Here is a 21,827-nt window from a genome sequence, read left to right as displayed (position 1 = left end):
GCGCGGGCTCAACTCCGCAACAAGCTCCCAAGCTCTGCGACGGTCATCACGCGCCCGAACACCTTGCCTATGATGTCGAGGGTTGCATTGTGCGATGGCTCGTCCAGTCCGCCATTGGCGTCGCTGATGAAAGCCACCTTGTAGTCGCGCATGAAGGCGCTCCGCGCGGTGGATTCGCAGCAGATGCTGGTCACGGTGCCGATGATGATCACCGTGTCGACCCGGCCTGCGCCACGGATGTTACGCAACACCGTCTCGAACTGCGTGTTGTGGAAGGTATCGTAGCGGTGCTTCTTGATGACGACATCCCCAGGCAAGGGCGCAAGCGCGGCGACGATTTCGGCGCCGGCGCTGCTTTCCCGCATTCCTTTGGTTTTCAGCTTCGGCTGATAGCCGGTTTCCAGCGGCGAGATATCGAAATGGTCGCTGAGCACATGCTGGGTGTAGATAACCGGACGCCTTGCGCGCGGCAAAGCTCGACCACCTGCCGCATCGCCGGAATGCGATGGCGGGCCATGGCCACTTCCATGACGGCGCCCTCATCGACGAAGTCGCTTTGCATGTCGATGACCAGGAGGCTGCGCGTTGCTTGTCGAACGCCCATGGTTCGTCGCCGGGCTGGGGCATTGCGTGTTTCCTGTTTCCGACGTTGATCAGGTGAGCAGCAGGCTCTTCATCGAGACATCGCAATTCCTGCCGATGACGATGTGATCGTGGATGGATGGAGAGATCAAGGTCGTGGCAATCTCGCAGCGAGTTCCGGGATTTGTTTGGGCGACTTGACGCGTCCTCGCTTGGCCTACGGGTCGATGACCGCGATCGCATCGATCTCTATCAGGTAGCCGGGAGACATCACCGCTATCCCGACCACTACGTTTGCCGGCTTGTGATCGCCGAACAGCTCGATCTGGGCCGCTTCGATGATCGGCACGTGTTCGTCGCGTTTGTAATCGACGATGTAGATCGTGATCTTGCAGACTTGCTCGGGCCGAGCGCCGGCGGCAGCAAGCGCTCGGCCGAGATTCCCGAACGCCAGGCGCGCCTGGACTGCGAAATCACCATGGCCAACGAGCTTGCCGTGTATGTCTTCTGGCTGCTGGCCCGAGACGAACACCAGCTTGCTTCCTGTTGCAACGACGACCTGGGAGTACATTTCCGGAATCGGCAGATCATTTGGATTTATGCATTCGAGCGTCATTGAATAGATCTCCTGCAATGGCTGTGGCTGCTTCGTATTCGCGGGTCTACGACATTGTCGCCGAAGCGGGCGCTTCCGTCGCAATATCACTTCTACACCGCAAGCGTGGGCATTTGAGCCAAAGCGGAATGTTGCTGATTGGCTCGCGAGCGGTGGCGTTTGGGATGACGGCACCGGCGCCCATCAGGCTCAGATCAGCAGCAGGCCCTTCATCGAGGCGTTGCCTTTCTTGCCGATGATGATGTGGTCGTGGACGGCGATGCCGAGCGGCTTGGCGCTGTCGATGATCTGCTTGGTCATTTCGATGTCCGCACGCGATGGTGTCGGATCACCTGATGGGTGATTATGCACCAGGATGACGGCGCTGGCCGATAGTTCCAGCGCGCGCTTGATCACTTCGCGCGGATAGACCGGCGTGTGGTCCACGGTGCCGACCTGCTGTACCTCGTCGGCGATCAGCACGTTCTTCTTGTCGAGGAACAGGATGCGGAAATGTTCGCGGTTCTCGAACGCCATCGCCGAGCGGCAGTACGCAAGAAGCTGCGTCCAGTTGGACAGCACCTCGCGGTCGCGAACCTCGGTCCGCGCCATGCGCTGCGCGGCAGCGGCAATCACCTTCAGGTCGACCGCCACGGCGGGGCCGATGCCCTTCACCTCCTGCAGCAGCGCCACCGGTGCGCCAAGCACTTCGCCAAAAGTGCCGAAGCGCGCCAAGAGCGCCTTGGCGATCGGCTTGGTGTCGACGCGCGGGATCAGGCGAAACAGCAGCAGTTCGAGAAGTTCGTAGTCGGGCAGGGCGTCTGCGCCGCCGGCAACGAAGCGCTCGCGCAAACGGTCGCGATGGCCGTGATAGTGTGGCTTCTCCGTCGATTTGTCTCTTGGTGCCTTGTCCTTCGCCGGTGGTTCAAGCCACCGCTCGGAGAAGAACCCCCGTTCGTCGTCACCGCTGTTCCCCATCCATCCCCCACACTCCCCGAGGCTTCGACGGCAGATTAGAGCGGTAAGCAGCGCGCGGTCGAGTTTTTTCGGCGACGGCGCCTCAAAGCTGCGGCTTGAGGCGATCTTGTTTTCAGCTGACCGGCGGCAGGCCGGGGCGGTCGAGCTTGTTTGGCGACAGGGTGAAAATCTCGCAGCCAGTTTCGGTGACGCCGATCGTGTGTTCGTACTGCGCCGACAGCGAGCGGTCGCGCGTCACCGCCGTCCAGCCGTCCGACAGCACTTTCACATGCGGCCGGCCAAGATTGATCATGGGCTCGATGGTGAAGATCATGCCCGGCCGCATCTCGACGCCTTCCGAGGCGGTGCCATAGTGCAGGATGTTGGGTGCGTCGTGGAACAGCTGGCCAACGCCGTGGCCGCAGAAATCGCGCACCACCGAGCAGCGCTCTGCCTCGGCATAGGTCTGGATGGCGGCGCCGATGGCGCCGGTGCGGGCGCCGGGCCGGACCGCCGCGATTCCGCGCATCAGGCACTCATGAGTGACTTCAAGCAGGCGTTCGGCGGCGCGCTTGATGGTGCCGACGGGATACATGCGCGAGGAATCGCCGTGCCAGCCGTCGAGGATGTAGGTGACGTCGATGTTGACGATGTCGCCATCCTTCAACGGCTTGTTGTCTGGAATGCCGTGGCAGACGACGTGGTTGATCGAGGTGCAGGACGATTTGGTGTAGCCGCGGTAGTTGAGCGTCGCCGGTAGCGCGCCTTGGTCCATGCCGAATTCGAAGACGAAACGGTCGATGGTCTCGGTGGTGACACCCGGCTGGACCATCGGCACCAGTTCATCAAGGCAGCGCGCGGTGAGATCGCAGGCCTTGCGCATGCCGGCAAATCCTTCTTCGCCGTAGAGGCGGATCTGGCCGGTGTTCCTGAGGGGTGCCGTGGCGGCGTCGAGATAGGTTACCATAGTGTCCGTTTGCCTGTAAGCGGGCGGCGCATATCAGCCCGTTAGAAAATTTCCTCAGATTTGGCACTGCAAGCCGCAAGGTTCAAGGAAGAACTGCCGGCAATGGACTGATACTGGCGATATTCCTGGCTTGCGCGACCGCTCAGATGACATCCAGGTGCGCGATCTCCTCCGAATGCCGAGATCGCACTGACGACACATTTTCGCGCAAAAGCAGCCAAAGCAACTTTTGACGACGAACGGCGTTGCTGTGGTCGACGCCAGTTCGGGAGATATAGAATGGACAGATTGCAATTCGAGGTGCCGGTGCGCATCGCGCCCGCGCCCGGGCTGCCGGTAGAGGAAATATACAGCGTCGAACAGGCGCTGGATATCCTGCATGACTGGCCAAGGAAGCGACAGGGCAAGGTCTATGAAGCGGCGTTCAATGCCTGCTTCGGGGCCACGGTGGATGTGGTCAGGACTGAGGACGCCTGGCGCGCCTTCATGGCGTTTTGCCGGGTCAGTGGCCTGCTGGCCAGGGATATGATGGTTACGGCCAAGCGCGCCGGCGAGGCGAGGGGCCTGAGGGTCTAGAGTTCTGCTTGGCCTGGAGGCCGGCCAACCGACTCGTTCCAATCGGCGCGGACTCCGCGGCGTTAAGGTTCCGTTTCCGACTTCACAGCTAGGCATGAGCCATAGAGCAGCGTCTGATTCGTTGCGTCGGTTTCATGGTGCAGAACATGTCTTCAGCCAATGTGCGTACCTTCCCGCTAGATCGGCAGACCGTGCTGGTGCGCGAGGTCGCCGCAAGGCTGGGCAGACTGCACGGCGACACGGCCACGTCGTTCTGGAAGGCCACGGCGCGCGAACTCCTCGACAAGGCGGTCGCGGCCGGCTGCGATGCGGCTTCGGCGGCCAACGATGTCCGCCGGTTTTTTGCCGCGGTCCAGGACGAGATGCATTTCAAGGCGGACGATGCCGCACCGGGGCAGCGCCGGACGCGCACCCGCCCCTAGCCTCATACAGAGCACACACGCGCTCGTCATTGTGTGGCCAACCGTGGACCGGTCTTGGCGTCGACGAATCTCGGGCCTTGCGCTGTCGATCGTGCCGTCCCAGCCACGGCGAGCGCCTTGTTGAACGCGAGACAGGCGATGAAATACTGGTCGCGCTCGGCCCTGGCGACGTCGGTCATCGCCAAGGAAATCGTCGAGCGCTATGGCGGGACTATCATGCCGGAGACCTGCCTGACGGATGGCTTTTGCAGATGGTGGGATCGACGCGGTTTAGCGCAAGGCGTCGGCCTCTCGGCGATCCCTGTGCCGACCCGATCCGAATCGGCTATGCCTGCGCGATGCAGGAAACGTCTCTCTACATCCCGGTGAAGCGGTTTCTCGAGAGCCTGGAATTCACGGTCAAGGGCGAAGTCGGGCACTGCGATATCGTGGCGGTGCGCGACGGCGAGCCGCCTGTGCTGGTCATCTGCGAACTGAAATTGCAGTTCAACCTCGAACTGGTGCTGCAAGGTGTCGATCGCGCCGCGGCATGCGACGAAGTGTGGCTGGCCGCGCGCATGTCGGCGCGTGGCAAAGGCCGCGAGCACGACCGCCGTTTTCGCGCGCTGTGCCGGCGGCTCGGCTTCGGGCTTCTGGCTGTCAGCGGCAAGGGGGAGGTCGAAGTGCTGCTCAGCCCGGCGGCTCTGCCGCCGCGTCGCGATCCGAAGCGGCGCTCGCGGCTGATGGAGGAACACCGTCGCCGGCGCGGCGATCCGGTGGTCGGCGGTGGTTCGCGCGCCCCGATCATGACCGTCTACCGGCAGGATGCGCTGGCCTGCGCCGCAGCCATGACCGACGGGCCGAAACGCCCGCGCGATCTGAAAGCGATTTCGCCGCGCGCGCCCAGCATCCTATTGGACAATGTCTATGGCTGGTTCGCCAGGGCCGAGCGCGGCGTCTACGCGCTGACCGAGGGTGGTCACGCGGCGTTACAGCGCTGGCCGCAGGTAGCGCACGACCAGGGGTGAGTGGCCGGAGATTGCCGCGAGCAGGCGCCGAGGGAAACCTCGGCACGGCAGCCGCTGTTCGCCGTTTCAACCGATTCGCCGCGCCACCGTTCCAGCCGCTGCTAGTTCGGCGGCTGCCGCGAGGCTTATTGTTTTCCTGAAAGATCTGGTACGCCCAAGGGGAATCGAACCCCTGTTACCGCCGTGAAAGGGCGGTGTCCTAACCGCTAGACGATGGGCGCGCTCAGACGAAGCGGCTTATAATTGCGTTGTTGCCAACCGGCAACCCATCAGCCGCCAGATGCGGAAACTTTTTTCAAGAGGGGCGAAAACGGCCAGTTTGGTGAGCAAGCGCAGGTTTTCTGGCCTCGCGTCGTTGCACATCTTTGGACGAATGCGCTGCGCAGTCGTCATCCTCGCGTCTGCGCTGCGTCGCTGCGGTCCTTGCTTCGCCATAGGATGACGAAGTCGCGGGTGCCTCGGCTAATCTCGAACGTCGCTGATAGCTAATCGGAAAAAACGGCGGGCTGCTAACAGCCCCTCGGCCCGTTTGCCGAATGGGGATGCTACCCCCGCCGGCGGCAGCGCCAGTTCCAGTCGCGCTCGGGGCCGACGTCGACGTGAACGGATTCGGTATGGCAGTAGGTGCCGACGCCGCCGCGGCCGGGCATGGTTCGGATGTAGCTCGCCAGTTCCCATTTGGAGACGCCGGGAACCTGGATGTCGGCGGCGGCGCAATACATGTGCAGCGAATTCTTGGCGCCGTTGGCGCGCCGGTTGCGTGCCGGGTCGCGGTAGCCTGATGTGACCATCATCTTGCGGCCGTAATGGCCTTCGATGGTCTTCAGCACACGCACCAGCGACGGCTTCAGGCAGGCGACGTCGACGCTCTCGTTTTGCTTCAACAGGCCGTTGGGCGCCAGCCGGGCGAGGCCGGCGGCGGAAGCCACCTGATAGGCGCCGCCCGAACCCTCGTCCTCGTTCAGATCGACGTCGCTTTCGTCGTCGAGGCCGGATTTGCGCTTGATCTCGAACAACGCCGTCTGGCGCACGCCGGGCAAGGCATCGCTGCCGGTGATGTGGTTGCTCTCGTTGCCAAGCGAGGCAAGCTGCAAGGGCTTGTCGGCCGAACTGGCTGAGGCCAACGTGATGATCGGCTTTGCCGGGGCGGCCTTCTGGGCAGCAACCGCAGGCTGTTCGCCCGAGCGCGAGTTGACCAGCGGAGCAGGTGCCGCCGAGGTTGGCGTGGTGCTGAACAGTGAGGCCAGGAAGCCCTTCTTCGGCGTGTCGATCTGCTGGGGCGCGGCGGTCACGTAGACCTCGCCGGGCGCGGGTGCCGCGGCAGTCGGTTTCGGTGCGATCACGCCGGCATCGGCGGCGGCGATCTTCTGCGCCACGGCGTCCGTTGCGGCCGCGGTCTGTGCTGACTGCTGCAGCGACTGCGGCGTCTGGCCGACAATGGTTTCGGAGCCGGCGGGAACATTGACCGGGAAGCCGGTGCCGGGCTTGGCCACCGGCACATAGGCGACCTGCTCGGGCAGTGTCGCATCGCCCGCTGCCGTCATCATCATCTGCGGCCCGGTGGATGTGACCTGCACGGTCGAATCGCCCGGCGCCGCAGGGCTGGCGCCGGAAGCCGCGGCGATGTCAGAAGCGGTCGCGTTGTAGCCAGGCATGCCGACGGACATTGTGGGGTCGCTGGCGGAGGTGCAGGACGCCAGAAGCACGGAGAAAAGCGCTGCCGCTATAGTGCGACCTTCTCTCCCCGCGAGACGCGATCCTACTGATTTCAAAACTAAATTCCCCCTCGGTGTCCGGTCGGCCTGCTATTGGTGCGGCGTCGAAACGTTCACATCCAATAACCTTGTGTTCCCAAACCGGAAACGAGACTTGTGTCAATTCTGCAAGCCTCTGAATTATTTGCTCGTTGGAGGCCAATTGAGGCTTCTTGAAGGTTGACGACACCATTTCGCCCCGTTTTGCCGGCCAGTCAACTCACCAGACATTACATTCCGTTACACACAGGCACCTGCAAAAGGGCCGGCCGTTACACGCGCACCTTCACATAGGTGCCGGGGGCATCACCCAGGGTTTTCATATGCTTGCCCGGTTTGCGGGCCGGAACGAGGGTGTCGTCCTGGGTTTCGATCCAGTGCTGCCAGTGCGTCCACCAGGAGCCGGGATGCTCCACCGCCGAGGCGAGCCACTGGCCAAAATCGCCTGTCGGTTTGCCGCCGGTCCAGTACTGGTATTTCTTGGCTGCCGGCGGGTTGACCACACCGGCAATGTGGCCGGAACCAGCCATCACAAACTCGACGTCGCCGCCGAAATATTGCGAGCCGAGAAACACCGAAAGGGCCGGCGCGATGTGATCTTCCTTCGACGCCAGGTTGTAAACCGGGATGGTGACGTCGGCCAGCGACACAGTGCGGCCGGCGAGTTCCATCACGCCACGAGTCAGATTGTTCTCGAGATAACAGTTGCGCAGGTAGAAGGAGTGGTTTGCAGCCGCCATGCGGGTGGAATCGGCGTTCCAGTAGAGCAGGTCGAAGGGCAGGGGATCCTTGCCGCGCATGTAATTGTTGATGACATAAGGCCAGATCAGGTCGCCCGAGCGCAGCATGTTGAAGGCGGTCGCCATCTTGGTGCCGTCGAGGTAGCCCTTTTCGTTCATCGATTTCTCGACCGCTGCCACCTGGTCCTCATCGACGAAGACTTTCAGGTCGCCGGCATGGGTGAAGTCGACCTGCGTGGTGAAGAAGGTCGCCGATTTGATGCGGTTGTCGCCTTCCTGTGCCAGCAGTGCGAGTGCGGCCGCCAGCAGCGTGCCGCCGACGCAATAGCCGATGGCGTTGACCTCTTTCTCGCCGGTCGCCTTCTCGATCATGTCGAGGCCGTATTGCAGGCCTTCCCGTATGTAAGCTTCCCAGCCCTTGGCGCCGTGCCGCTCGTCGGGATTGATCCAGGAGATGACGAACACGGTATGGCCTTGCTCGATCGCCCAGCGGATGAAGGACTTTTGCGGGTTGAGATCGAGGATGTAGAACTTGTTGATCCAGGGCGGGCAGATCAGCAGCGGGCGCTTGAGCACCGTCTCCGTCGTCGGATCGTACTGGATGATTTCGGCGACATCGCTGCGGCCGACCACCTTGCCGGGAGATGTCGCGACGTTCTTGCCGATCTCGAAGGGCGAATAGTCAGCTTGTCTCAGCTTCAGGTCGCCCTTGCCGGCGGCGATGTCTTCGGCCAGCATCTTCATGCCGCGCACCAGGTTTTCTCCATTCGAGGCGACGGTTTCTCGAAACAGCTCCGGATTGGTCAGGATGAAGTTCGACGGCGAGATGGCATTGGACACCTGCTTGACGTAGAAGCTCGCCTTGTGGCGGGTGTGGTCGTCGAGGCCTTCGGCGTGCTCGACCAGGTCGGCTGCCCAGCGCGAGGTGACGAGATAGGCCTGTTTGAGGAAATCGAAGAAAGCGTTGCGACCCCATTCGGGGTCTTGAAAACGCTTGTCGCCGCGCTCGGGCTTGACCGCATCGTCCGGCGCTTCAGCATTCGGGCTAACCTTCTGGATGGCGTTGCCCCAGACCGTCATGTAGCCGGCGAACAGTCGCGTCTGCGCTTCCAGCGCGCGTTGCGGGTCGGCCAGCCAATATTCGCTGAGCTTGGAAAAGGTTTTGACCATGTCGACCACGGGTTCGGCGACATGATCGCGCACCTCGCCTTTTTCGCGCGGCTCGGCCCAGGCGGAGGCGGCTTTGCCGGCCTGTTCGACCATGCGCGCCATGTTCAACGCGAAGCGTTCCGGGTCTTTCACCAGATATTGCTCGACGGTCGAAGATTGATCATCTTCCGCTTTGCTCGAATCAGGTGTTTTGGACATGGCTCGCGGGGTTCCTCCCGAGGCGTTTTCTTGACATATTATCATGGGACATCTGACCGGGTCCAATGCGCTGTACCCCGGCTGCCAGGAAAACAATATGACGATTAACACCGGCAAGACCATTTTTTCGGGGGCAGGCCGCTTTTGCCGCGTCGCGGTTGCAATCGCCTGTCTGGCGCCAGGGCTGCTGGCGGCAAGTGGCTGCACGAGCGCCAACACCGGCAACGGGATGAATGTCGGCCTGACCCAGGGCGCGCAGGACACCGGCTCTTATCCCAATCTCAACATCCCGCCGCAGGTGGCGGCAAAGCAGCTCACCCCTGAGGAGACGCAGGCCAAGCTTGCCCAGTTGAAGGGCGAACAGCAGGGGCAAGTGGCCAAGGGCGGCGGCGGTGCCCCGTCCACCAGCCCGGCGGCGCTGAATTCGCTGGCGAAGAACCATGGCAAGGACACGCTGAAGCAGATCGAAGCCAAATGCGATCCCGCCCTCGACCCTACCTGCAAATAAGGCTATATCGCGCGCCGAAAGCGGTCTTTGCCAAGGGCGCCTAGCCAAGCCAACTGTGCTGAAGCCAATCTTAAATCGTCTGGAACTGACATGGAAGAATTTCACAAGGTCCGCCGGCTTCCGCCCTACGTGTTCGAGCAGGTCAACCGGCTGAAGGCCAGCGCCCGTTCGCGCGGCGCCGACATTATCGACCTTGGCATGGGCAATCCGGACCTGCCGACGCCGAAGGCGATCGTCGACAAATTGTGCGAAGTGGTGCGCGATCCGCGCACGCATCGCTATTCCTCCTCGCGCGGCATCCCAGGTCTGCGCCGCGCCCAGGCCGCCTATTATCAGCGCCGTTTCGGCGTGAAGCTCAATCCCGACACGCAGGTGGTGGCGACGCTCGGTTCGAAGGAAGGCTTCGCCAATATGGCGCAGGCGATCACCGCGCCGGGCGACGTGATCCTGTGCCCCAACCCGACCTATCCGATCCATGCTTTCGGCTTCATCATGTCGGGCGGCGTCATCCGTTCGCTGCAGGTCGAGCCGGATGACGGCTTCATCCCGGCGCTCGAGCGCGGTGTCCGTCATTCGATCCCGAAGCCACTGGCATTGATCCTCAACTATCCGTCGAACCCGACGGCGCTGGTCGCCTCGCTCGATTTCTACAAGGACGTGGTCGCCTTCGCCAAGAAGAACGACATCATCATCCTGTCGGACCTTGCCTATTCGGAGATCTATTTCGACGGCAATCCGCCGCCTTCGGTGCTGCAAGTGCCGGGCGCCATCGATGTCTGCGTCGAGTTCACCTCGATGTCGAAGACCTTCTCCATGCCCGGCTGGCGCATGGGCTTTGCCGTCGGCAATGAGCGGCTGATCTCGGCGTTGACGCGGGTGAAGTCCTATCTCGACTACGGCGCCTTCACGCCGATCCAGGTGGCGGCGGCGCATGCGCTGAATGGCGACGGCGCCGACATCGCCGAAGTGCGCGAGGTCTATTTGAAGCGCCGCGACGTCATGGTCGACGCCTTCAGCCGCGCCGGCTGGACCATTCCGGCACCGGCTGCCTCGATGTTCGCCTGGGCGCCGATCCCGGAGCCGTTCAAGCATCTCGGCTCGCTTGAGTTTTCCAAGCTCCTGATCGAGCACGCCGACGTGGCGGTGGCGCCGGGCATCGGCTTTGGCGAGCATGGCGACGATCATGTCCGCATCGCGCTGGTCGAGAACGAGCACCGGATCCGGCAGGCGGCGCGCAACATCAAGCGCTTCCTGGCGTCCAGCGCCAAGCAGCCGAACAATGTGGTGCCGCTCGCCGCGCATCGCTAAAGTCGCCGCACATCTTATTCGAGTAGATTTTTTGAGGGGCGTCGCCGGGCATGGCTGAAGCGTTGCGTGTTGGAATTGCGGGTCTGGGTACGGTTGGCGCCTCGGTGGCGCGCGTGCTGCGCGACAAGGCAGCGGAGCTGACGCGCCAGTGCGGACGCGATGTCATCGTCACGACCGTTTCCGCGCGCGATCCCAAGCGCGACCGTGGCGTCGACCTCAGCGCCGCCAAATGGTTCGACGATCCGATCAAGATGGCGCAGGCCGCCGATATCGACGTCTTCGTCGAACTGATCGGCGGCGACGAAGGGGCAGCGCGCGCGTCGGTCAAGGCAGCACTTGAAGCCGGACGTCATGTCGTCACCGCCAACAAGGCGCTGTTGGCCAAGCACGGCGTGGCGCTTGCCGAAATCGCCGAGAAGAAGGGCGTGCTGCTCAACTACGAGGCGGCAGTTGCCGGCGGCATCCCGGTCATCAAGACGATGCGCGAGGCGATGGCCGGCAATTCGGTCACTCGCGTTTTCGGCATCCTCAACGGCACCTGCAACTACATCCTGACCCGCATGGAGGCCGAGGGCATCTCCTTCGACGAGTGCCTGAAGGACGCGCAACGGCTGGGCTACGCCGAAGCCGATCCGACTTTCGATATCGAGGGCCATGACACGGCGCATAAATTGTCGATCCTGACCAGCCTGGCCTTCGGCACCAAGATCGCCGCCAACGACATCTACATGGAAGGCATTTCCAATATCAGCCAGGCCGATATCCGCGCTGCCGCCGATCTCGGCTACCGGATAAAACTGCTCGGTGTCGCGCAGCGCACCGACAGCGGCATCGAGCAGCGCGTGCACCCGACCATGGTGCCGACCGCGTCGGTGATCGCACAGGTGCATGGCGTTACCAATGCGGTGGCCATCGAAACCGACATTTTGGGCGAACTGCTGCTCTCCGGCCCGGGCGCCGGCGGCAACGCCACCGCGTCCGCCGTGGTCGGCGATATCGCCGACATCGCAAAGAGCCGGCCGGGCTTCCAGCACGGTCCGGTGTTCGGCCTGCCGGCCAAGGAACTGCGCCCCTACAAGAAGGCGCAGATGCGCAGCCATGCCGGCGGCTATTTCATCCGGCTGACCGTGCACGACCGCATCGGCGTCTTCGCCGCGATCGCCAAGCGCATGGCGGACAACGACATTTCGCTGGAATCGATCGTCCAGCATGCCGTCAGCGGCGAGACGGACGCGCAAAAGACGGTGATCCTGGTCACCCACGAGACGACGGAAGCAGCGGTGCGCAAGGCTGTCGACGGCATCACCAAGGACGGCCACCTCACAGACAAGCCGCAGGTTATCCGCATTGAGCGCGCTGGTTAGGCCAAGTCATTTTTCTCCTTAACCGATTTGATATTCCTGCTGAAAAGTGGTTCAGACGCCATAATGCTCTATCTCTTTGATTTGGAGCCGGATTGAGATTTCAGGTCGAACCCACCAATCATCATCGGGCTCTGGCGGAGGCGTGAGCCGCGAGATCAAGGCGCGTCACCAGGATGTGGAAAAGTTTTGAGACTTTCCTGTTTAGCCGTCGCATATTGCCGGAAATGACAATCTATAGATTACGCCTCCTATGACGGGCGACAAACGCCTCTTCCTCGATATCAGGCAGTCGGCGACCGGTGTTTCCTGGGAACACCGGTTGAGCGAGCGGCAGGACATGACCGCGCTTGCCATAGCGCAGGGCCACGGCGTGCCCGACATTGTGGCTCGCGTGCTCGCCGGGCGCGGCGTCACCGCCGACCAGGCCGAGCGCTTCCTCGATCCGACGATTCGCAACCTGTTGCCGGATCCGGCTTCGCTGACCGACATGGGCAAGGCTGCGACCCGCATCGCCGAAGCGGTCATGGCCAAGGAGAAGGTGGCAATCTTCGGCGACTACGATGTCGACGGCGCCGCCTCTTCGGCGTTGCTCAAGCGCTTCCTGACGCATTTCTCGGTGCCTTCGGAGATCTACATTCCCGACCGCATCTTCGAGGGCTACGGCCCCAATCCGGAGGCTATGCGCGAACTGGTCTCGCGCGGCGCGACGCTGATCGTCACCGTCGATTGCGGCACCAACAGCGCTGTCTCCATTGATGCCGCCAAGGCCGCAGGCGCCGATGTGGTGGTGCTCGACCACCATCAGGTCGGCGGCCCGCTGCCGGAGGCGACCGCAGTCGTCAATCCCAATCGCGAGGACGACCTATCCGGGCAAGGCCATCTGTGCGCCGCCGGTGTCGTCTTCCTTACTCTGGTGCAGACGGCGAGGGTCCTGCGCAGCCGATTGCCCGACGCAGCGCCACCGGACCTGTTGTCGTTGCTCGACTTGGCGGCGCTGGCCACGGTTTGCGATGTGGTGCCGCTCATCGGCGTGAACCGCGCTTTCGTCGTCAAGGGACTACAGATGGCGCGGCAGCAGAAGAATGAGGGGCTCGCCGCACTGGCGCGGGTGTCCCGCATCGGTGAGCCGATAAGCACCTTTCATCTCGCCTATCTGATTGGGCCGCGCATCAATGCCGGCGGCCGCATCGGCGATGCAGCACTTGGCAGCCGGCTGCTCGCCACCGACGATCCGGTTGAGGCCGGGACCATTGCCGAGACACTCGACCGGCTCAACCAGGAACGCCAGCAGATGGAGCTGGAGATGCTGGCAGCGGCGCGCGCCGAGGCTGACGCCGAACTTGCCGGCGGCAACGGGCCGGCCATCATCGTCACCGCCAGCACCAATTGGCATCCTGGCATTGTCGGCTTGATCGCCTCGCGGCTGAAGGACCATGCGCGGCGGCCGGCCTTCGCCATCGCCTTCAACGCCAATGGCATCGGCACCGGCTCTGGCCGTTCGGTGTCGGGCTTCGATCTCGGACGGCTGGTGCGCGCAGCCGCCGATGCCGGGCTGATCGTCAAGGGCGGCGGCCACGGCATGGCCGCCGGCATCACGGTGGAACGCGCCAAGCTCGGCGAACTCCGTGCTTTCTTTGAGGAGCGCGCGGCGGCCGAAGTGTTCCGGCTGCAGGACGAAGAAAGTCTGGCCGTCGACGGCGCGCTCGCCGCCGAGGGCGCGACGATTGCTTTGCTCGATGCACTGGAAAAGGCCGGGCCTTTCGGCGCCGGCCATGTCGCGCCGGTGTTCGCGCTGCCGCGCCATCGGCTGGCCGACGCGCGGGCCGTCGGCACCAACCACATCCGGGCTGATCTGCAGTCGGAAAGCGGCGGCCGCATCCAGGGCATCGCCTTTCGATCCGTCGATACCGCGCTGGGCGAATTCCTGTTCAAGAACAGGGGCAACACGATCCATGTCGCCGGCTCGCTGTCGGGGAATTATTGGAACGGCAACCGTACGGTGCAGTTCCGCATCACCGATGCGGCCAAAGCCTGACATTGCCGAATTGGTTTAAGCCAGAACCGTCTGCAGCCGCTTCAACTCGCTGATCTGCGCGATCGTCGCCTGGTAACCGACGCTGATCGCCTCATCCGCGCGGTGGAATTCGGTCAAGCCGATATGGCTGAGTTTCGGTTGCAGCGACATGTCGGGCGGATCGCCCGCCAGCCTTGCGCGTGAAATCCGGTCCTGGATGATGTTGAAGGCTTCGACCATGACGCCGGTGATGCCGAGACGGCTCTGGTGCGGCTGGTGGTTCGGGTCGGCCTGGCCTGGACGGGGCGCGTCCTTCTCGATGAGCAGTTCCCCGGCGCTGTGCTTGATGACGGCGGCGCGGCCGAACAGATCGTAGTGAAGGTTGACCGCGACGACCAGCGGCTGCTCGTAGGCGCGGCAGACCGAAACCGGAACCGGGTTGACCAGCGCGCCGTCGACCAGGATGCGGCCGTTGCAATTCACCGGTTCGAACACGCCGGGCAGCGCATAGGAAGCGCGCATCGCGGTGATCAGGGAACCGCTGGACAGCCAGATCTCATGGCCGGTGCGAATTTCGGCGCCAACGGCGACGAAGGGTTTTGTCAGATCCTCGAAGCGGATGCCTGCCATGTGCTCGCGCAGCCTGACGTCCAGTTTCATGCCGCCGAACAGGCCGCTGCCGCGCAGATTGAGATCGAGCAGGCCGAAGATGCGCCGCTTGGTCAGGCTGCGGGCGAACTCCTCGAGTTCGTCCAGCTTGCCGGCGAGATAGCAGCCGCCAACCAGCGCGCCGATCGAGGTGCCGGCGATCATCGAGACTTCGATGCCGGCTTCGTCGAGCGCGCGCAGCACGCCAATGTGCGCCCAGCCGCGTGCGCAGCCGCCGCCCAGCGCGAGCGAAATGCCTGTCTTGCCCGCGGGTTGCGGGTCAGGCACGCCGCCGGACGATGAGGGGCCATTGGCCTCCCGCACGTCCGGTCTGCTACGCAATGACGCCCACTCGAGCATCATGATCTCCCTTGTCCCGCGTCCGTTCTACAGGAAGGACGTTTGAGAATAGTGAATATGAGTGGTTTGCGACTGTTGAATGGTTCACGCGGGCTTCCGATACGTTTTTTCCGCATCGAACAGCGGCGTGCTGCCATCGTCGGCAAGCGTTGCCTTGCCGCCGATTAGCCCCACCGTCCGATAAAAACATGAACGCCGGCCGGTGTGACAAGTTGCGTCGTGGCCCAACACTTTGACGCGCAACCATATGGCGTCCTGGTCACAATCCGTGAGCACCTCGACGACGGTCTGAAAATTGCCTGATGTTTCGCCCTTCTTCCACAGCGCGTTGCGCGAGCGCGACCAGTAGTGCGCGATGCCGGTTTCGAGCGTCAGCGCCAGCGCCTCGGCATTCATATGCGCGACCATCAGCAGCATACCGTCAGCGGCGTCGGTGACGACGACGGTGACCAGCCCGGCAGCATCGAAGCGCGGGGAAAACACCGCGCCTTCTTCGAGAGCCTTCTTGTCCGATGGAGCCTTGGGAAATGTTAGTGCCGACATCGCCGGTCCTTGATCTAGCGATGGCGGCGAGCGGCTTACGCCCCGAGGCCGCGCACCATGGTGACGAAACGGACCTGTTCCTCGGGCGTGTCCTTGAATACGCCGGTGAAGGTCGAGGTCAGCGTGGTGGAGCCCTGCTTGCGGATGCCGCGCATGGCCATGCACATATGCTCGGCCTCGATCATGACTGCGACACCGCGCGGATTGAGCACGTCCTGGATGACGCCGGCGATCTGTGCAGTCATGGCCTCCTGCGTCTGCAGGCGATGGGCGAAGATATCGACCACACGGGCAATCTTGGACAGGCCGACGACCTTGCCGTCCGGGAGGTAGCCGACATGCGCCTTGCCGATGATCGGCACCATGTGGTGCTCGCAATGCGAGTGGAACTGGATGTCCCTGACGATGACGAGATCGTCATAGCCGGCGACTTCCTCGAAGGTGCGGCCGAGTTCTTCGGCCGGGCACATGTCATAGCCGTTGAACATTTCGAGAAAGGCCTTGGTGACGCGCTTGGGCGTGTCGATCAGGCCCTCGCGGTCCGGATTGTCGCCGGTCCAGCGCAACAGCGTGCGCACGGCGGCCTCGACCTCGGCTTCGCTCGGCCTGTCGGTGACCGGCTTGTCCAGATAGTCGGAAGGGGGCATGATTTTCTTGATGACGGCATCCATAAAGGCGTCTCCCGTAGTTCCTCTCTCAGAAGGAACGAGTTGAACGGACCACGACCTTTCGGGTGCTGAAAACTCGCCCTGTTTCCAGCCCGCAAGCGGCGTGAACGAAACGGGCAAGGACGGCGGCTTTGCGTTGCCTTGTCGATACCCGACTGCCAGCATTATATATGGTCGTGCGCAGCGAATGAAAGACGCCACAGCGGCAATCGCTGTTCGCTTGGCGGCGACGGATTGGAAAAATATGGTTGACGACGTCTACAATGCGAAAATTCTGGGTTTTGCCGGAAACATCGCCCGCATAGGCCGGCTCGATCATCCGGATGCGACGGCCAAGGCCCATTCCAAATTGTGCGGCTCGACGGTGACCATCGACCTCAAGATGGACAATGGCGTCGTCACCGATTTCTCGCATGACGTGAAGGCCTGCGCCCTCGGCCAGGCCTCGTCCTCGATCATGGCTCAACATGTCATCGGCGCCAGCGCCGACGAATTGCGGGCGGTGCGCGACACCATGCTGAAGATGCTCAAGGAAAACGGCGCGCCGCCGCAAGGCCGCTTTGCCGATCTGAGATATCTGGAGCCGGTGCGCGACTACAAGGCGCGCCATGCCTCGACCATGCTGACCTTCGATGCGGTCGTCGATGCCATCGGTCAGATCGAGAAGAAACGCGCCGAACAAGCGGTGATGTTGGTACATGACGGCTCCTCCAACAGCCGGTGAATTGTCAAAATTGGGCGCTGAACACGTCGAGGAGCTTCTCACGTAACCGGGCTCATGCCTTGGTTTGCTGCGCCCGTCTGCTTTCGGCGAATTCGCTTCTCACCCAGTCTGCAAACGCCTTAGCCGGCTCCGGCAGGTCCTTCAAACTCCTGGCCACCAGCCAGTAGGCGCCCGATGCGACGTCGATGTCGAACGGCTTGATCAGCGCGCCGGATGCAATCTCTTCGCCGATCTGCAAGAGGTCGCCCAGCGCCACGCCGTGGCCGAGCAGGGCCGCCTGCTTCGACAGCGACACATCCGCCAGCATAGGGCCGCGCGCCGGAATGGTGTCGGCTGCCACGCCGGCTGCCTCGAACCAGCGCGCCCAGCCTTGACGATTCTCCTCGTGCAACAGCGTGTAGCGGGCAAGGTCGAGCGGCTTTTCGAGGGCAGGGCCCGATGCCAGCAATGCCGGCGACAGGACCGGTGAATCGACGGTCGAGGCGAGCCATTCGGCCTCGCTGCGCGGCCATGAGGTGGCGCGCGCGCTGAAGCGCAAGGCGAGTTCGGGCTGATCGCTGCGGAACTCGATCGGCCTTGGGTCGACTTCGAGGGAAACGTCGATATCGGGCCGCAATTGGCTGAAGCGGTTGAGCCGCGGCAACAGCCATACCGAGGCCAGCGACGGCTCGACACTGACGCGGACCACCGACTGCGCCGGGGCAGCCACCAGGTCCGAAACCAGCCTGTCGATGTCATCGAAACTCCTGACCAACTGATCGAGCAGGCGCTGGCCGGCCTCGGTCAACTCGACGCGACGGTGATGACGGTGGAACAAGGGCTGGCGCAGGAACTGCTCGAGTTCGCGGATCTGCCGGCTGATGGCGGCCTGGGAGACGAACAGCTCCTCGGCGGCCCGGCTAAAGCTCAATTGCCGGCCGGCTGCCTCGAAACTTCGCAACGCCGTCAGGGGCAACCGTCCGCGCTTCATTTCGCATAACCCGAAGTTATCCGAACCGGAAATTATACTCGTTTGAAGGCGAAGGCCAGCGGGCGTCTAATCCGCCTCAAAGGAGATGCGCCATGATCCAGTTACTGAAGATCTTTTGCGATGTGATGCGGATCGCGACATTTCAGTGGCATGGCGACAGGCGGCATCATGTGCAGCGCACCGAGCAAAGGCCGGCCACCCGCTGGGCGGCTCCAGCGGAGCGGCATCCCTTTCGCCGCTCGCGACCCCGAAGCCGACAAAGAGGCGAGTGAAGAGGATTGCGTTTGCCGGCCGAAGCTCACATCTATCGGTTTGGAAACGCAAGCTGACCCGGAAGCCGGTTTCGGGTCGCGTTCGGAAAGAGACTGCGGTGGGCGACCAGCATCGGCATGTGCATGCCGCCGGACGGACCCGGCGCGGGCGCAACTGGCCCGGTCCCTGGCGCAAAACACCCGGCCGCATTTTCGGCACGTCGCTGGTGCGCCTCTATCAACTGACGCTGTCCGGATTTGTCGGCAATTCCTGCCGGCATCTGCCGACCTGTTCCGAATACGCGCATGAGGCGATCGCCCGCCATGGTCTGTGGGCCGGCGGCTTCATGGGGCTGTTCCGCGTGCTGCGCTGCGGCCCTTTCGGTTCGCATGGCATCGATCGCGTGCCGGAGGTACTCGATCAGCGCTATGTCTGGTTCATGCCATGGCGTTATTGGCAGATCGGCAGGAAGCGCGGCGAGGCCTGACGGCGGGCGCGCTGGTCCCTGATCCAGATCGCCAGCGCGGCATTCTTTACAATCCGGTAAGGTTAACAACGGGCTGCACAAAGACTGCGCATTTGAGTCAAAATCGAGCCAAGACACTTCGCTAAGCGCCTCCTGTTATTCCCAGGAGAGCCCACATGCGTCGGATCGAAACCCACCCCTTCATCATTGCCGCGGTCCTCTTCCTGCTGGCCTGGTTTCTGGGATTTCCGATGCGGGCGCAATCGGCTCCGCTTGGCGATGTCGAATGCACGCTGATCCAGGACGCGACAAGCGGCCAGACGCTCCACCAGAATGGTGTTTGCGACCAGCGCTTCAGCCCGGCGTCTACTTTCAAGGTGCCGTTGGCGCTGATCGGCTACGACGCCGGTATTCTTAGCGACGCGCATACGCCGAGTTGGGACTACAAGCCTGAGTTCAACGCTGTGAAGCGCGACCACAAAACCGTCGACCCGACGATCTGGGAGCGAGACTCGATCGTGTGGTATTCGCGCGAAATCGTGCGACGGCTCGGCGCAAAAAGCTTTGCCGGCTACGTCTCGAAATTCGGCTACGGCAACATGGATGTCTCGGGCGATGTCGGCAAGGACAACGGGCTCACGCAATCCTGGATAAATTGCTCGCTTGAGATATCGCCGATCGAACAGACAGCCTTCCTGCGCCAGCTGCTCGCCGGCAAGATGCGGTTTCTGCCAAGGCGCACGAGATGACCCGAGCCATCCTGCCGAGTTTTCAGGCCGACGGCTGGACGGTGCAGGGCAAGACCGGCAGCACCAGGCTGGGGAACAGCAAGGACAAGCGCTCGCTGGGCTGGTTCGTCGGCTGGGCCGAAAAGGGCGGCCGGCGGATCGTCTTCGCCCGGCTGGTCGTCGATACCAAACCGATCGACACACCGAAGGGCTTGGCGACACGCGCGGCGTTCCTGAAGGATTTGACGCAGCTGGTGAAGTGAGTTGCCGCGACAAACGGCTGTGCCAATGACCGCTGCGGAAATGTATCAGTCGACGTTCCGGCTCGTGGACTCTGTCGGCCGTCGCCCTTACAATCCCGGTCCTGTTGCTCTTGAAAGCAATGCACCACATGACCGAAGGACGCGTCCAACGCCGTCTTGCCGCAATTCTGGCCGCTGATGTGGTGGGGTATACGCGCCTGATGGGCAGCGACGAGGCCGGCACACTTGCCCAACTGAAGGAGATACGGGCCCACCTTATCGACCCAAATATGGCCGAGCACCAAGGTCGCATCTTCAAAACGACTGGCGACGGCATCCTCGCCGAGTTTCCAAGTGTCGTGAACGCCGTGGCTTGTGCCGTTGCTATGCAGCGTGCCATGTCGGGTCGCAGCGCAAAACTGTCCGAGGACCGAAGAATACAATTCCGCGTTGGGATCAACCTCGGTGACGTAATCGTCGAGGATGACGATCTGTTGGGTGACGGCGTGAACGTGGCGACAAGGCTCGAAGGCATCGCTCCTGTTGGAGGTGTTATGGTTTCGGGCACGGTGCGAGATCACCTCGGAAACCGGCTTGAACTGCAATTCGACGACATTGGTGAGCAGATACTTAAAAATATTGAACGCCCCGTGCGAGGTTATGCGGTGCGCCTCGACGGTCCCGAAGCGGCCCCCACTTCGCCGGCGTCGCTTGCTGATAAGCCATCCATCGCTTTGCTGCCGTTCGTCAATATGAGCGACGACCGTCAGCAGGACTACTTTGCGGATGGGATCACAGAGAACGTCATCACCGGATTGTCTCGGTTTCGCGATCTTTCCGTCATCGCCAGTAATTCGACGTTTGCTTACAAGGGCAAAGCCACGAAGATACAGGATGCCAGCCGAGAGCTGGGTGCCCGCTATATCTTGGAGGGCAGTGTACAGAGGTCGAAGGACCGGGTCCGGATTACCGCCCAGCTCATTGACGGCAAGACTGGGCGGCACCTTTGGGCAGAGCGCTACGACCGAGGCATCGAGGACATCTTTGCCGTGCAGGACGATGTCACTGAAAGAATAATCGGCAGTTTAGCCACAGCGTACGGAGGCCGACTGTTAAAGGCGTGGCAAGAGCGCCCGGAAGTCGCGGGGACGCGGAATTTTGAGGCGCTGGACTATTTCGTGCGCGGCATGGAGTCTCTCAACCGCTACACAAAACAAGACAACTTGCGTGCTCGGGAACTCTTTGAGAAGGCGGGCGAACTCGATCCGAAGTTCGGAAAGGCGTTTGCGAAGCTCGCTTGGACGCACATGATCGACGCAAGCGACGGTTGGAGCGCGAATCCCGAGGCTTCACTGGCATGTGGCCTGAAATACGCCAATTTGGCGATCGAACGGGACGACGCCGAGGCATGGGGGCACTATGCGCTCGCAGGGCACTGCCTATTTTGCGGACAATACGAACGCGCTATCGTTGAGTATCAACGCGCCCTTGAGCTTAATCCAAATGACGCCGACGTGCTGTTGGATTACGGTTCCTGCCTAAGCTATTGTGGGAGGGCACAGGAAGGCCTTGAGACGGCGCAAAAAGCCATGCGTCTCAACCCTCACTACCCCGAGTGGTACATCCTACAGATTGGCCAGATTTACTACGACGTTCGCAGATATCGTGAAGCGATCGCGGCGTTGGAAGGTCTACGAACCCTCGACACCGTATACCAACACTTATACCTGGCAGCGAGCTACGCGGCTTTAGGGAGCGAAGACGAAGCGCAGCAGGTCATCGAGCACATTTTGCAGCTGGAGCCGCGAGCCACAATCACGATGAGAACGACCTCGGACATGGCGCCATACAAGAACTCAGGTGACTTGGAACATCTTCGCGAGAACTTGCGCAAGGCAGGCCTGCGCGAGTGAGTGAAAGCTCGCGCTAGCCTTGAACGGCTGCAAAGTGGCGGTCCTTGGTCGTTCCGATCGGGGAGGCCAATGGCAACGTTCCAACTGGAATTCAAACTGACACACTACCAGCGCTCTTTACCTCACACCGTGCTGCCTCTAAAACCCGCCG

The 21,827-nt window shown here is 62.3% G+C and carries 22 protein-coding genes, 1 tRNA gene and 1 pseudogene; 12 read left to right on the top strand and 12 right to left on the bottom strand.

All coding sequences use genetic code 11. The annotated features are described in order from the left end of the window. Positions 1-8: 8 nt before the first annotated feature. Positions 9-473 carry a cysteine hydrolase family protein gene (locus NKK52_RS12020; RefSeq protein ID WP_023681627.1) on the bottom strand — a complete coding sequence of 155 codons (465 nt, stop codon included), beginning with the start codon at positions 471-473 and terminating at the stop codon, positions 9-11. Between the two features lie 112 nt (positions 474-585). Between NKK52_RS12020 and NKK52_RS12015 the strand changes: the two genes are divergently transcribed. Next, complete coding sequence (locus NKK52_RS12015; protein ID WP_280940303.1) at positions 586-711, top strand: hypothetical protein; 126 nt, start codon at positions 586-588, stop codon at positions 709-711. 88 nt (positions 712-799) lie between these two features. On the opposite strand, the gene NKK52_RS12010 is transcribed toward NKK52_RS12015, so the two are convergent. The 3 genes from NKK52_RS12010 to map form a co-directional block, all read right to left on the bottom strand. Then, a complete protein-coding gene (locus NKK52_RS12010) occupies positions 800-1,198 on the bottom strand; it encodes a RidA family protein (RefSeq protein WP_023681625.1) in 399 nt (132 codons plus the stop codon). Positions 1,199-1,387: 189 nt separating this feature from the next. Next, positions 1,388-2,155: a RadC family protein gene (gene radC, locus NKK52_RS12005; protein WP_023681624.1), complete on the bottom strand. Its 768-nt coding sequence runs from the start codon at positions 2,153-2,155 to the stop codon at positions 1,388-1,390. Positions 2,156-2,267: 112 nt separating this feature from the next. Next, on the bottom strand, positions 2,268-3,101 hold the full coding sequence (gene map / locus NKK52_RS12000; protein WP_023681623.1) for a type I methionyl aminopeptidase: 834 nt from the start codon (positions 3,099-3,101) through the stop codon (positions 2,268-2,270). A 279-nt stretch (positions 3,102-3,380) separates the two neighbouring features. On the opposite strand from map, the gene NKK52_RS11995 reads away from it, so the two are divergent. Further along, the gene (locus tag NKK52_RS11995) at positions 3,381-3,677 is read left to right on the top strand and encodes a DUF982 domain-containing protein (RefSeq protein ID WP_023681622.1); all 297 of its coding nucleotides are present in this window, start codon (positions 3,381-3,383) and stop codon (positions 3,675-3,677) included. 146 nt (positions 3,678-3,823) lie between these two features. After that, entirely contained in the window at positions 3,824-4,099 is a 276-nt protein-coding gene (locus NKK52_RS11990; RefSeq protein ID WP_023681621.1) for a DUF6074 family protein, read from the top strand. Between the two features lie 26 nt (positions 4,100-4,125). Here NKK52_RS11990 and NKK52_RS11985 read toward each other — a convergent pair whose 3' ends face one another. Continuing rightward, entirely contained in the window at positions 4,126-4,278 is a 153-nt protein-coding gene (locus NKK52_RS11985; protein WP_023681620.1) for a hypothetical protein, read from the bottom strand. A 159-nt stretch (positions 4,279-4,437) separates the two neighbouring features. Here NKK52_RS11985 and NKK52_RS11980 point away from each other — a divergent pair, with 159 nt between their 5' ends. Then, positions 4,438-5,106, top strand: a complete 669-nt coding sequence (locus NKK52_RS11980) for a DUF2161 domain-containing phosphodiesterase (protein ID WP_023714255.1) — start codon at positions 4,438-4,440, stop codon at positions 5,104-5,106. Positions 5,107-5,252: 146 nt separating this feature from the next. Here the strand turns inward: NKK52_RS11980 and NKK52_RS11975 are convergent. The 3 genes from NKK52_RS11975 to phaC form a co-directional block, all read right to left on the bottom strand. Next, positions 5,253-5,327, bottom strand: a tRNA-Glu gene (locus NKK52_RS11975). A gap of 324 nt (positions 5,328-5,651) precedes the next feature. Further along, positions 5,652-6,773 (bottom strand): YcbK family protein, encoded by a 1,122-nt coding sequence (locus tag NKK52_RS11970; protein ID WP_023681618.1) that lies wholly within the window; start codon positions 6,771-6,773, stop codon positions 5,652-5,654. 359 nt (positions 6,774-7,132) lie between these two features. Next, positions 7,133-8,968: a class I poly(R)-hydroxyalkanoic acid synthase gene (gene phaC, locus NKK52_RS11965; protein WP_023681617.1), complete on the bottom strand. Its 1,836-nt coding sequence runs from the start codon at positions 8,966-8,968 to the stop codon at positions 7,133-7,135. Positions 8,969-9,065: 97 nt separating this feature from the next. On the opposite strand from phaC, the gene NKK52_RS11960 reads away from it, so the two are divergent. From NKK52_RS11960 to recJ, 4 genes are all read left to right on the top strand, one after another. Beyond that, positions 9,066-9,476 carry a hypothetical protein gene (locus NKK52_RS11960; RefSeq protein ID WP_023681616.1) on the top strand — a complete coding sequence of 137 codons (411 nt, stop codon included), beginning with the start codon at positions 9,066-9,068 and terminating at the stop codon, positions 9,474-9,476. Positions 9,477-9,566: 90 nt separating this feature from the next. After that, positions 9,567-10,784 carry an LL-diaminopimelate aminotransferase gene (locus NKK52_RS11955; RefSeq protein ID WP_023681615.1) on the top strand — a complete coding sequence of 406 codons (1,218 nt, stop codon included), beginning with the start codon at positions 9,567-9,569 and terminating at the stop codon, positions 10,782-10,784. 50 nt (positions 10,785-10,834) lie between these two features. After that, positions 10,835-12,148: a homoserine dehydrogenase gene (locus NKK52_RS11950; RefSeq protein ID WP_023681614.1), complete on the top strand. Its 1,314-nt coding sequence runs from the start codon at positions 10,835-10,837 to the stop codon at positions 12,146-12,148. Positions 12,149-12,398: 250 nt separating this feature from the next. Further along, entirely contained in the window at positions 12,399-14,183 is a 1,785-nt protein-coding gene (recJ, locus tag NKK52_RS11945) for a single-stranded-DNA-specific exonuclease RecJ (RefSeq protein WP_023714253.1), read from the top strand. 15 nt (positions 14,184-14,198) lie between these two features. Here the strand turns inward: recJ and NKK52_RS11940 are convergent, their stop codons facing one another. The 3 genes from NKK52_RS11940 to folE form a co-directional block, all read right to left on the bottom strand. Continuing rightward, complete coding sequence (locus NKK52_RS11940) at positions 14,199-15,170, bottom strand: patatin family protein (protein WP_023681613.1); 972 nt, start codon at positions 15,168-15,170, stop codon at positions 14,199-14,201. 84 nt (positions 15,171-15,254) lie between these two features. After that, the gene (hisI, locus tag NKK52_RS11935) at positions 15,255-15,713 is read right to left on the bottom strand and encodes a phosphoribosyl-AMP cyclohydrolase (RefSeq protein ID WP_023681612.1); all 459 of its coding nucleotides are present in this window, start codon (positions 15,711-15,713) and stop codon (positions 15,255-15,257) included. Positions 15,714-15,748: 35 nt separating this feature from the next. Beyond that, positions 15,749-16,384 carry a GTP cyclohydrolase I FolE gene (gene folE, locus NKK52_RS11930; protein ID WP_023667622.1) on the bottom strand — a complete coding sequence of 212 codons (636 nt, stop codon included), beginning with the start codon at positions 16,382-16,384 and terminating at the stop codon, positions 15,749-15,751. A 241-nt stretch (positions 16,385-16,625) separates the two neighbouring features. Here folE and NKK52_RS11925 point away from each other — a divergent pair, with 241 nt between their 5' ends. After that, complete coding sequence (locus tag NKK52_RS11925) at positions 16,626-17,105, top strand: iron-sulfur cluster assembly scaffold protein (protein ID WP_023681611.1); 480 nt, start codon at positions 16,626-16,628, stop codon at positions 17,103-17,105. A 52-nt stretch (positions 17,106-17,157) separates the two neighbouring features. Here the strand turns inward: NKK52_RS11925 and NKK52_RS11920 are convergent, their stop codons facing one another. Next, positions 17,158-18,075, bottom strand: coding sequence for a LysR substrate-binding domain-containing protein (locus NKK52_RS11920; protein WP_023681610.1), 918 nt, complete (start codon positions 18,073-18,075; stop codon positions 17,158-17,160). 370 nt (positions 18,076-18,445) lie between these two features. Here NKK52_RS11920 and yidD point away from each other — a divergent pair, with 370 nt between their 5' ends. The 3 genes and pseudogenes from yidD (at position 18,446) to NKK52_RS11905 (ending at position 21,676) form a co-directional block, all read left to right on the top strand. Then, a complete protein-coding gene (gene yidD, locus NKK52_RS11915; RefSeq protein WP_023667617.1) occupies positions 18,446-18,814 on the top strand; it encodes a membrane protein insertion efficiency factor YidD in 369 nt (122 codons plus the stop codon). 155 nt (positions 18,815-18,969) lie between these two features. After that, positions 18,970-19,784: pseudogene (gene blaOXA, locus NKK52_RS11910) on the top strand (class D beta-lactamase). Between the two features lie 128 nt (positions 19,785-19,912). Then, a complete protein-coding gene (locus tag NKK52_RS11905) occupies positions 19,913-21,676 on the top strand; it encodes an adenylate/guanylate cyclase domain-containing protein (RefSeq protein WP_023681609.1) in 1,764 nt (587 codons plus the stop codon). Positions 21,677-21,827: the final 151 nt, after the last annotated feature.

This window comes from Mesorhizobium sp. C277A, assembly GCF_040324395.1.
Taxonomy (GTDB): domain Bacteria; phylum Pseudomonadota; class Alphaproteobacteria; order Rhizobiales; family Rhizobiaceae; genus Mesorhizobium.
This window is presented reverse-complemented; position numbering and strand designations above follow the sequence as displayed.

Coding starts and splice junctions, on each gene's coding strand:
- NKK52_RS12010 (WP_023681625.1), bottom strand. CDS start 1,198: ATGACGCTCGAATGCATAAATCCAAATGATCTGCCGATTCCGGAAATG.
- radC (WP_023681624.1), bottom strand. CDS start 2,155: ATGGGGAACAGCGGTGACGACGAACGGGGGTTCTTCTCCGAGCGGTGG.
- map (WP_023681623.1), bottom strand. CDS start 3,101: ATGGTAACCTATCTCGACGCCGCCACGGCACCCCTCAGGAACACCGGC.
- NKK52_RS11995 (WP_023681622.1), top strand. CDS start 3,381: ATGGACAGATTGCAATTCGAGGTGCCGGTGCGCATCGCGCCCGCGCCC.
- NKK52_RS11990 (WP_023681621.1), top strand. CDS start 3,824: ATGTCTTCAGCCAATGTGCGTACCTTCCCGCTAGATCGGCAGACCGTG.
- NKK52_RS11985 (WP_023681620.1), bottom strand. CDS start 4,278: ATGACCGACGTCGCCAGGGCCGAGCGCGACCAGTATTTCATCGCCTGT.
- NKK52_RS11980 (WP_023714255.1), top strand. CDS start 4,438: ATGCAGGAAACGTCTCTCTACATCCCGGTGAAGCGGTTTCTCGAGAGC.
- NKK52_RS11970 (WP_023681618.1), bottom strand. CDS start 6,773: ATGTCCGTCGGCATGCCTGGCTACAACGCGACCGCTTCTGACATCGCC.
- phaC (WP_023681617.1), bottom strand. CDS start 8,968: ATGTCCAAAACACCTGATTCGAGCAAAGCGGAAGATGATCAATCTTCG.
- NKK52_RS11960 (WP_023681616.1), top strand. CDS start 9,066: ATGACGATTAACACCGGCAAGACCATTTTTTCGGGGGCAGGCCGCTTT.
- NKK52_RS11955 (WP_023681615.1), top strand. CDS start 9,567: ATGGAAGAATTTCACAAGGTCCGCCGGCTTCCGCCCTACGTGTTCGAG.
- NKK52_RS11950 (WP_023681614.1), top strand. CDS start 10,835: ATGGCTGAAGCGTTGCGTGTTGGAATTGCGGGTCTGGGTACGGTTGGC.
- recJ (WP_023714253.1), top strand. CDS start 12,399: ATGACGGGCGACAAACGCCTCTTCCTCGATATCAGGCAGTCGGCGACC.
- NKK52_RS11940 (WP_023681613.1), bottom strand. CDS start 15,170: ATGCTCGAGTGGGCGTCATTGCGTAGCAGACCGGACGTGCGGGAGGCC.
- hisI (WP_023681612.1), bottom strand. CDS start 15,713: ATGTCGGCACTAACATTTCCCAAGGCTCCATCGGACAAGAAGGCTCTC.
- folE (WP_023667622.1), bottom strand. CDS start 16,384: ATGGATGCCGTCATCAAGAAAATCATGCCCCCTTCCGACTATCTGGAC.
- NKK52_RS11925 (WP_023681611.1), top strand. CDS start 16,626: ATGGTTGACGACGTCTACAATGCGAAAATTCTGGGTTTTGCCGGAAAC.
- NKK52_RS11920 (WP_023681610.1), bottom strand. CDS start 18,075: ATGAAGCGCGGACGGTTGCCCCTGACGGCGTTGCGAAGTTTCGAGGCA.
- NKK52_RS11905 (WP_023681609.1), top strand. CDS start 19,913: ATGACCGAAGGACGCGTCCAACGCCGTCTTGCCGCAATTCTGGCCGCT.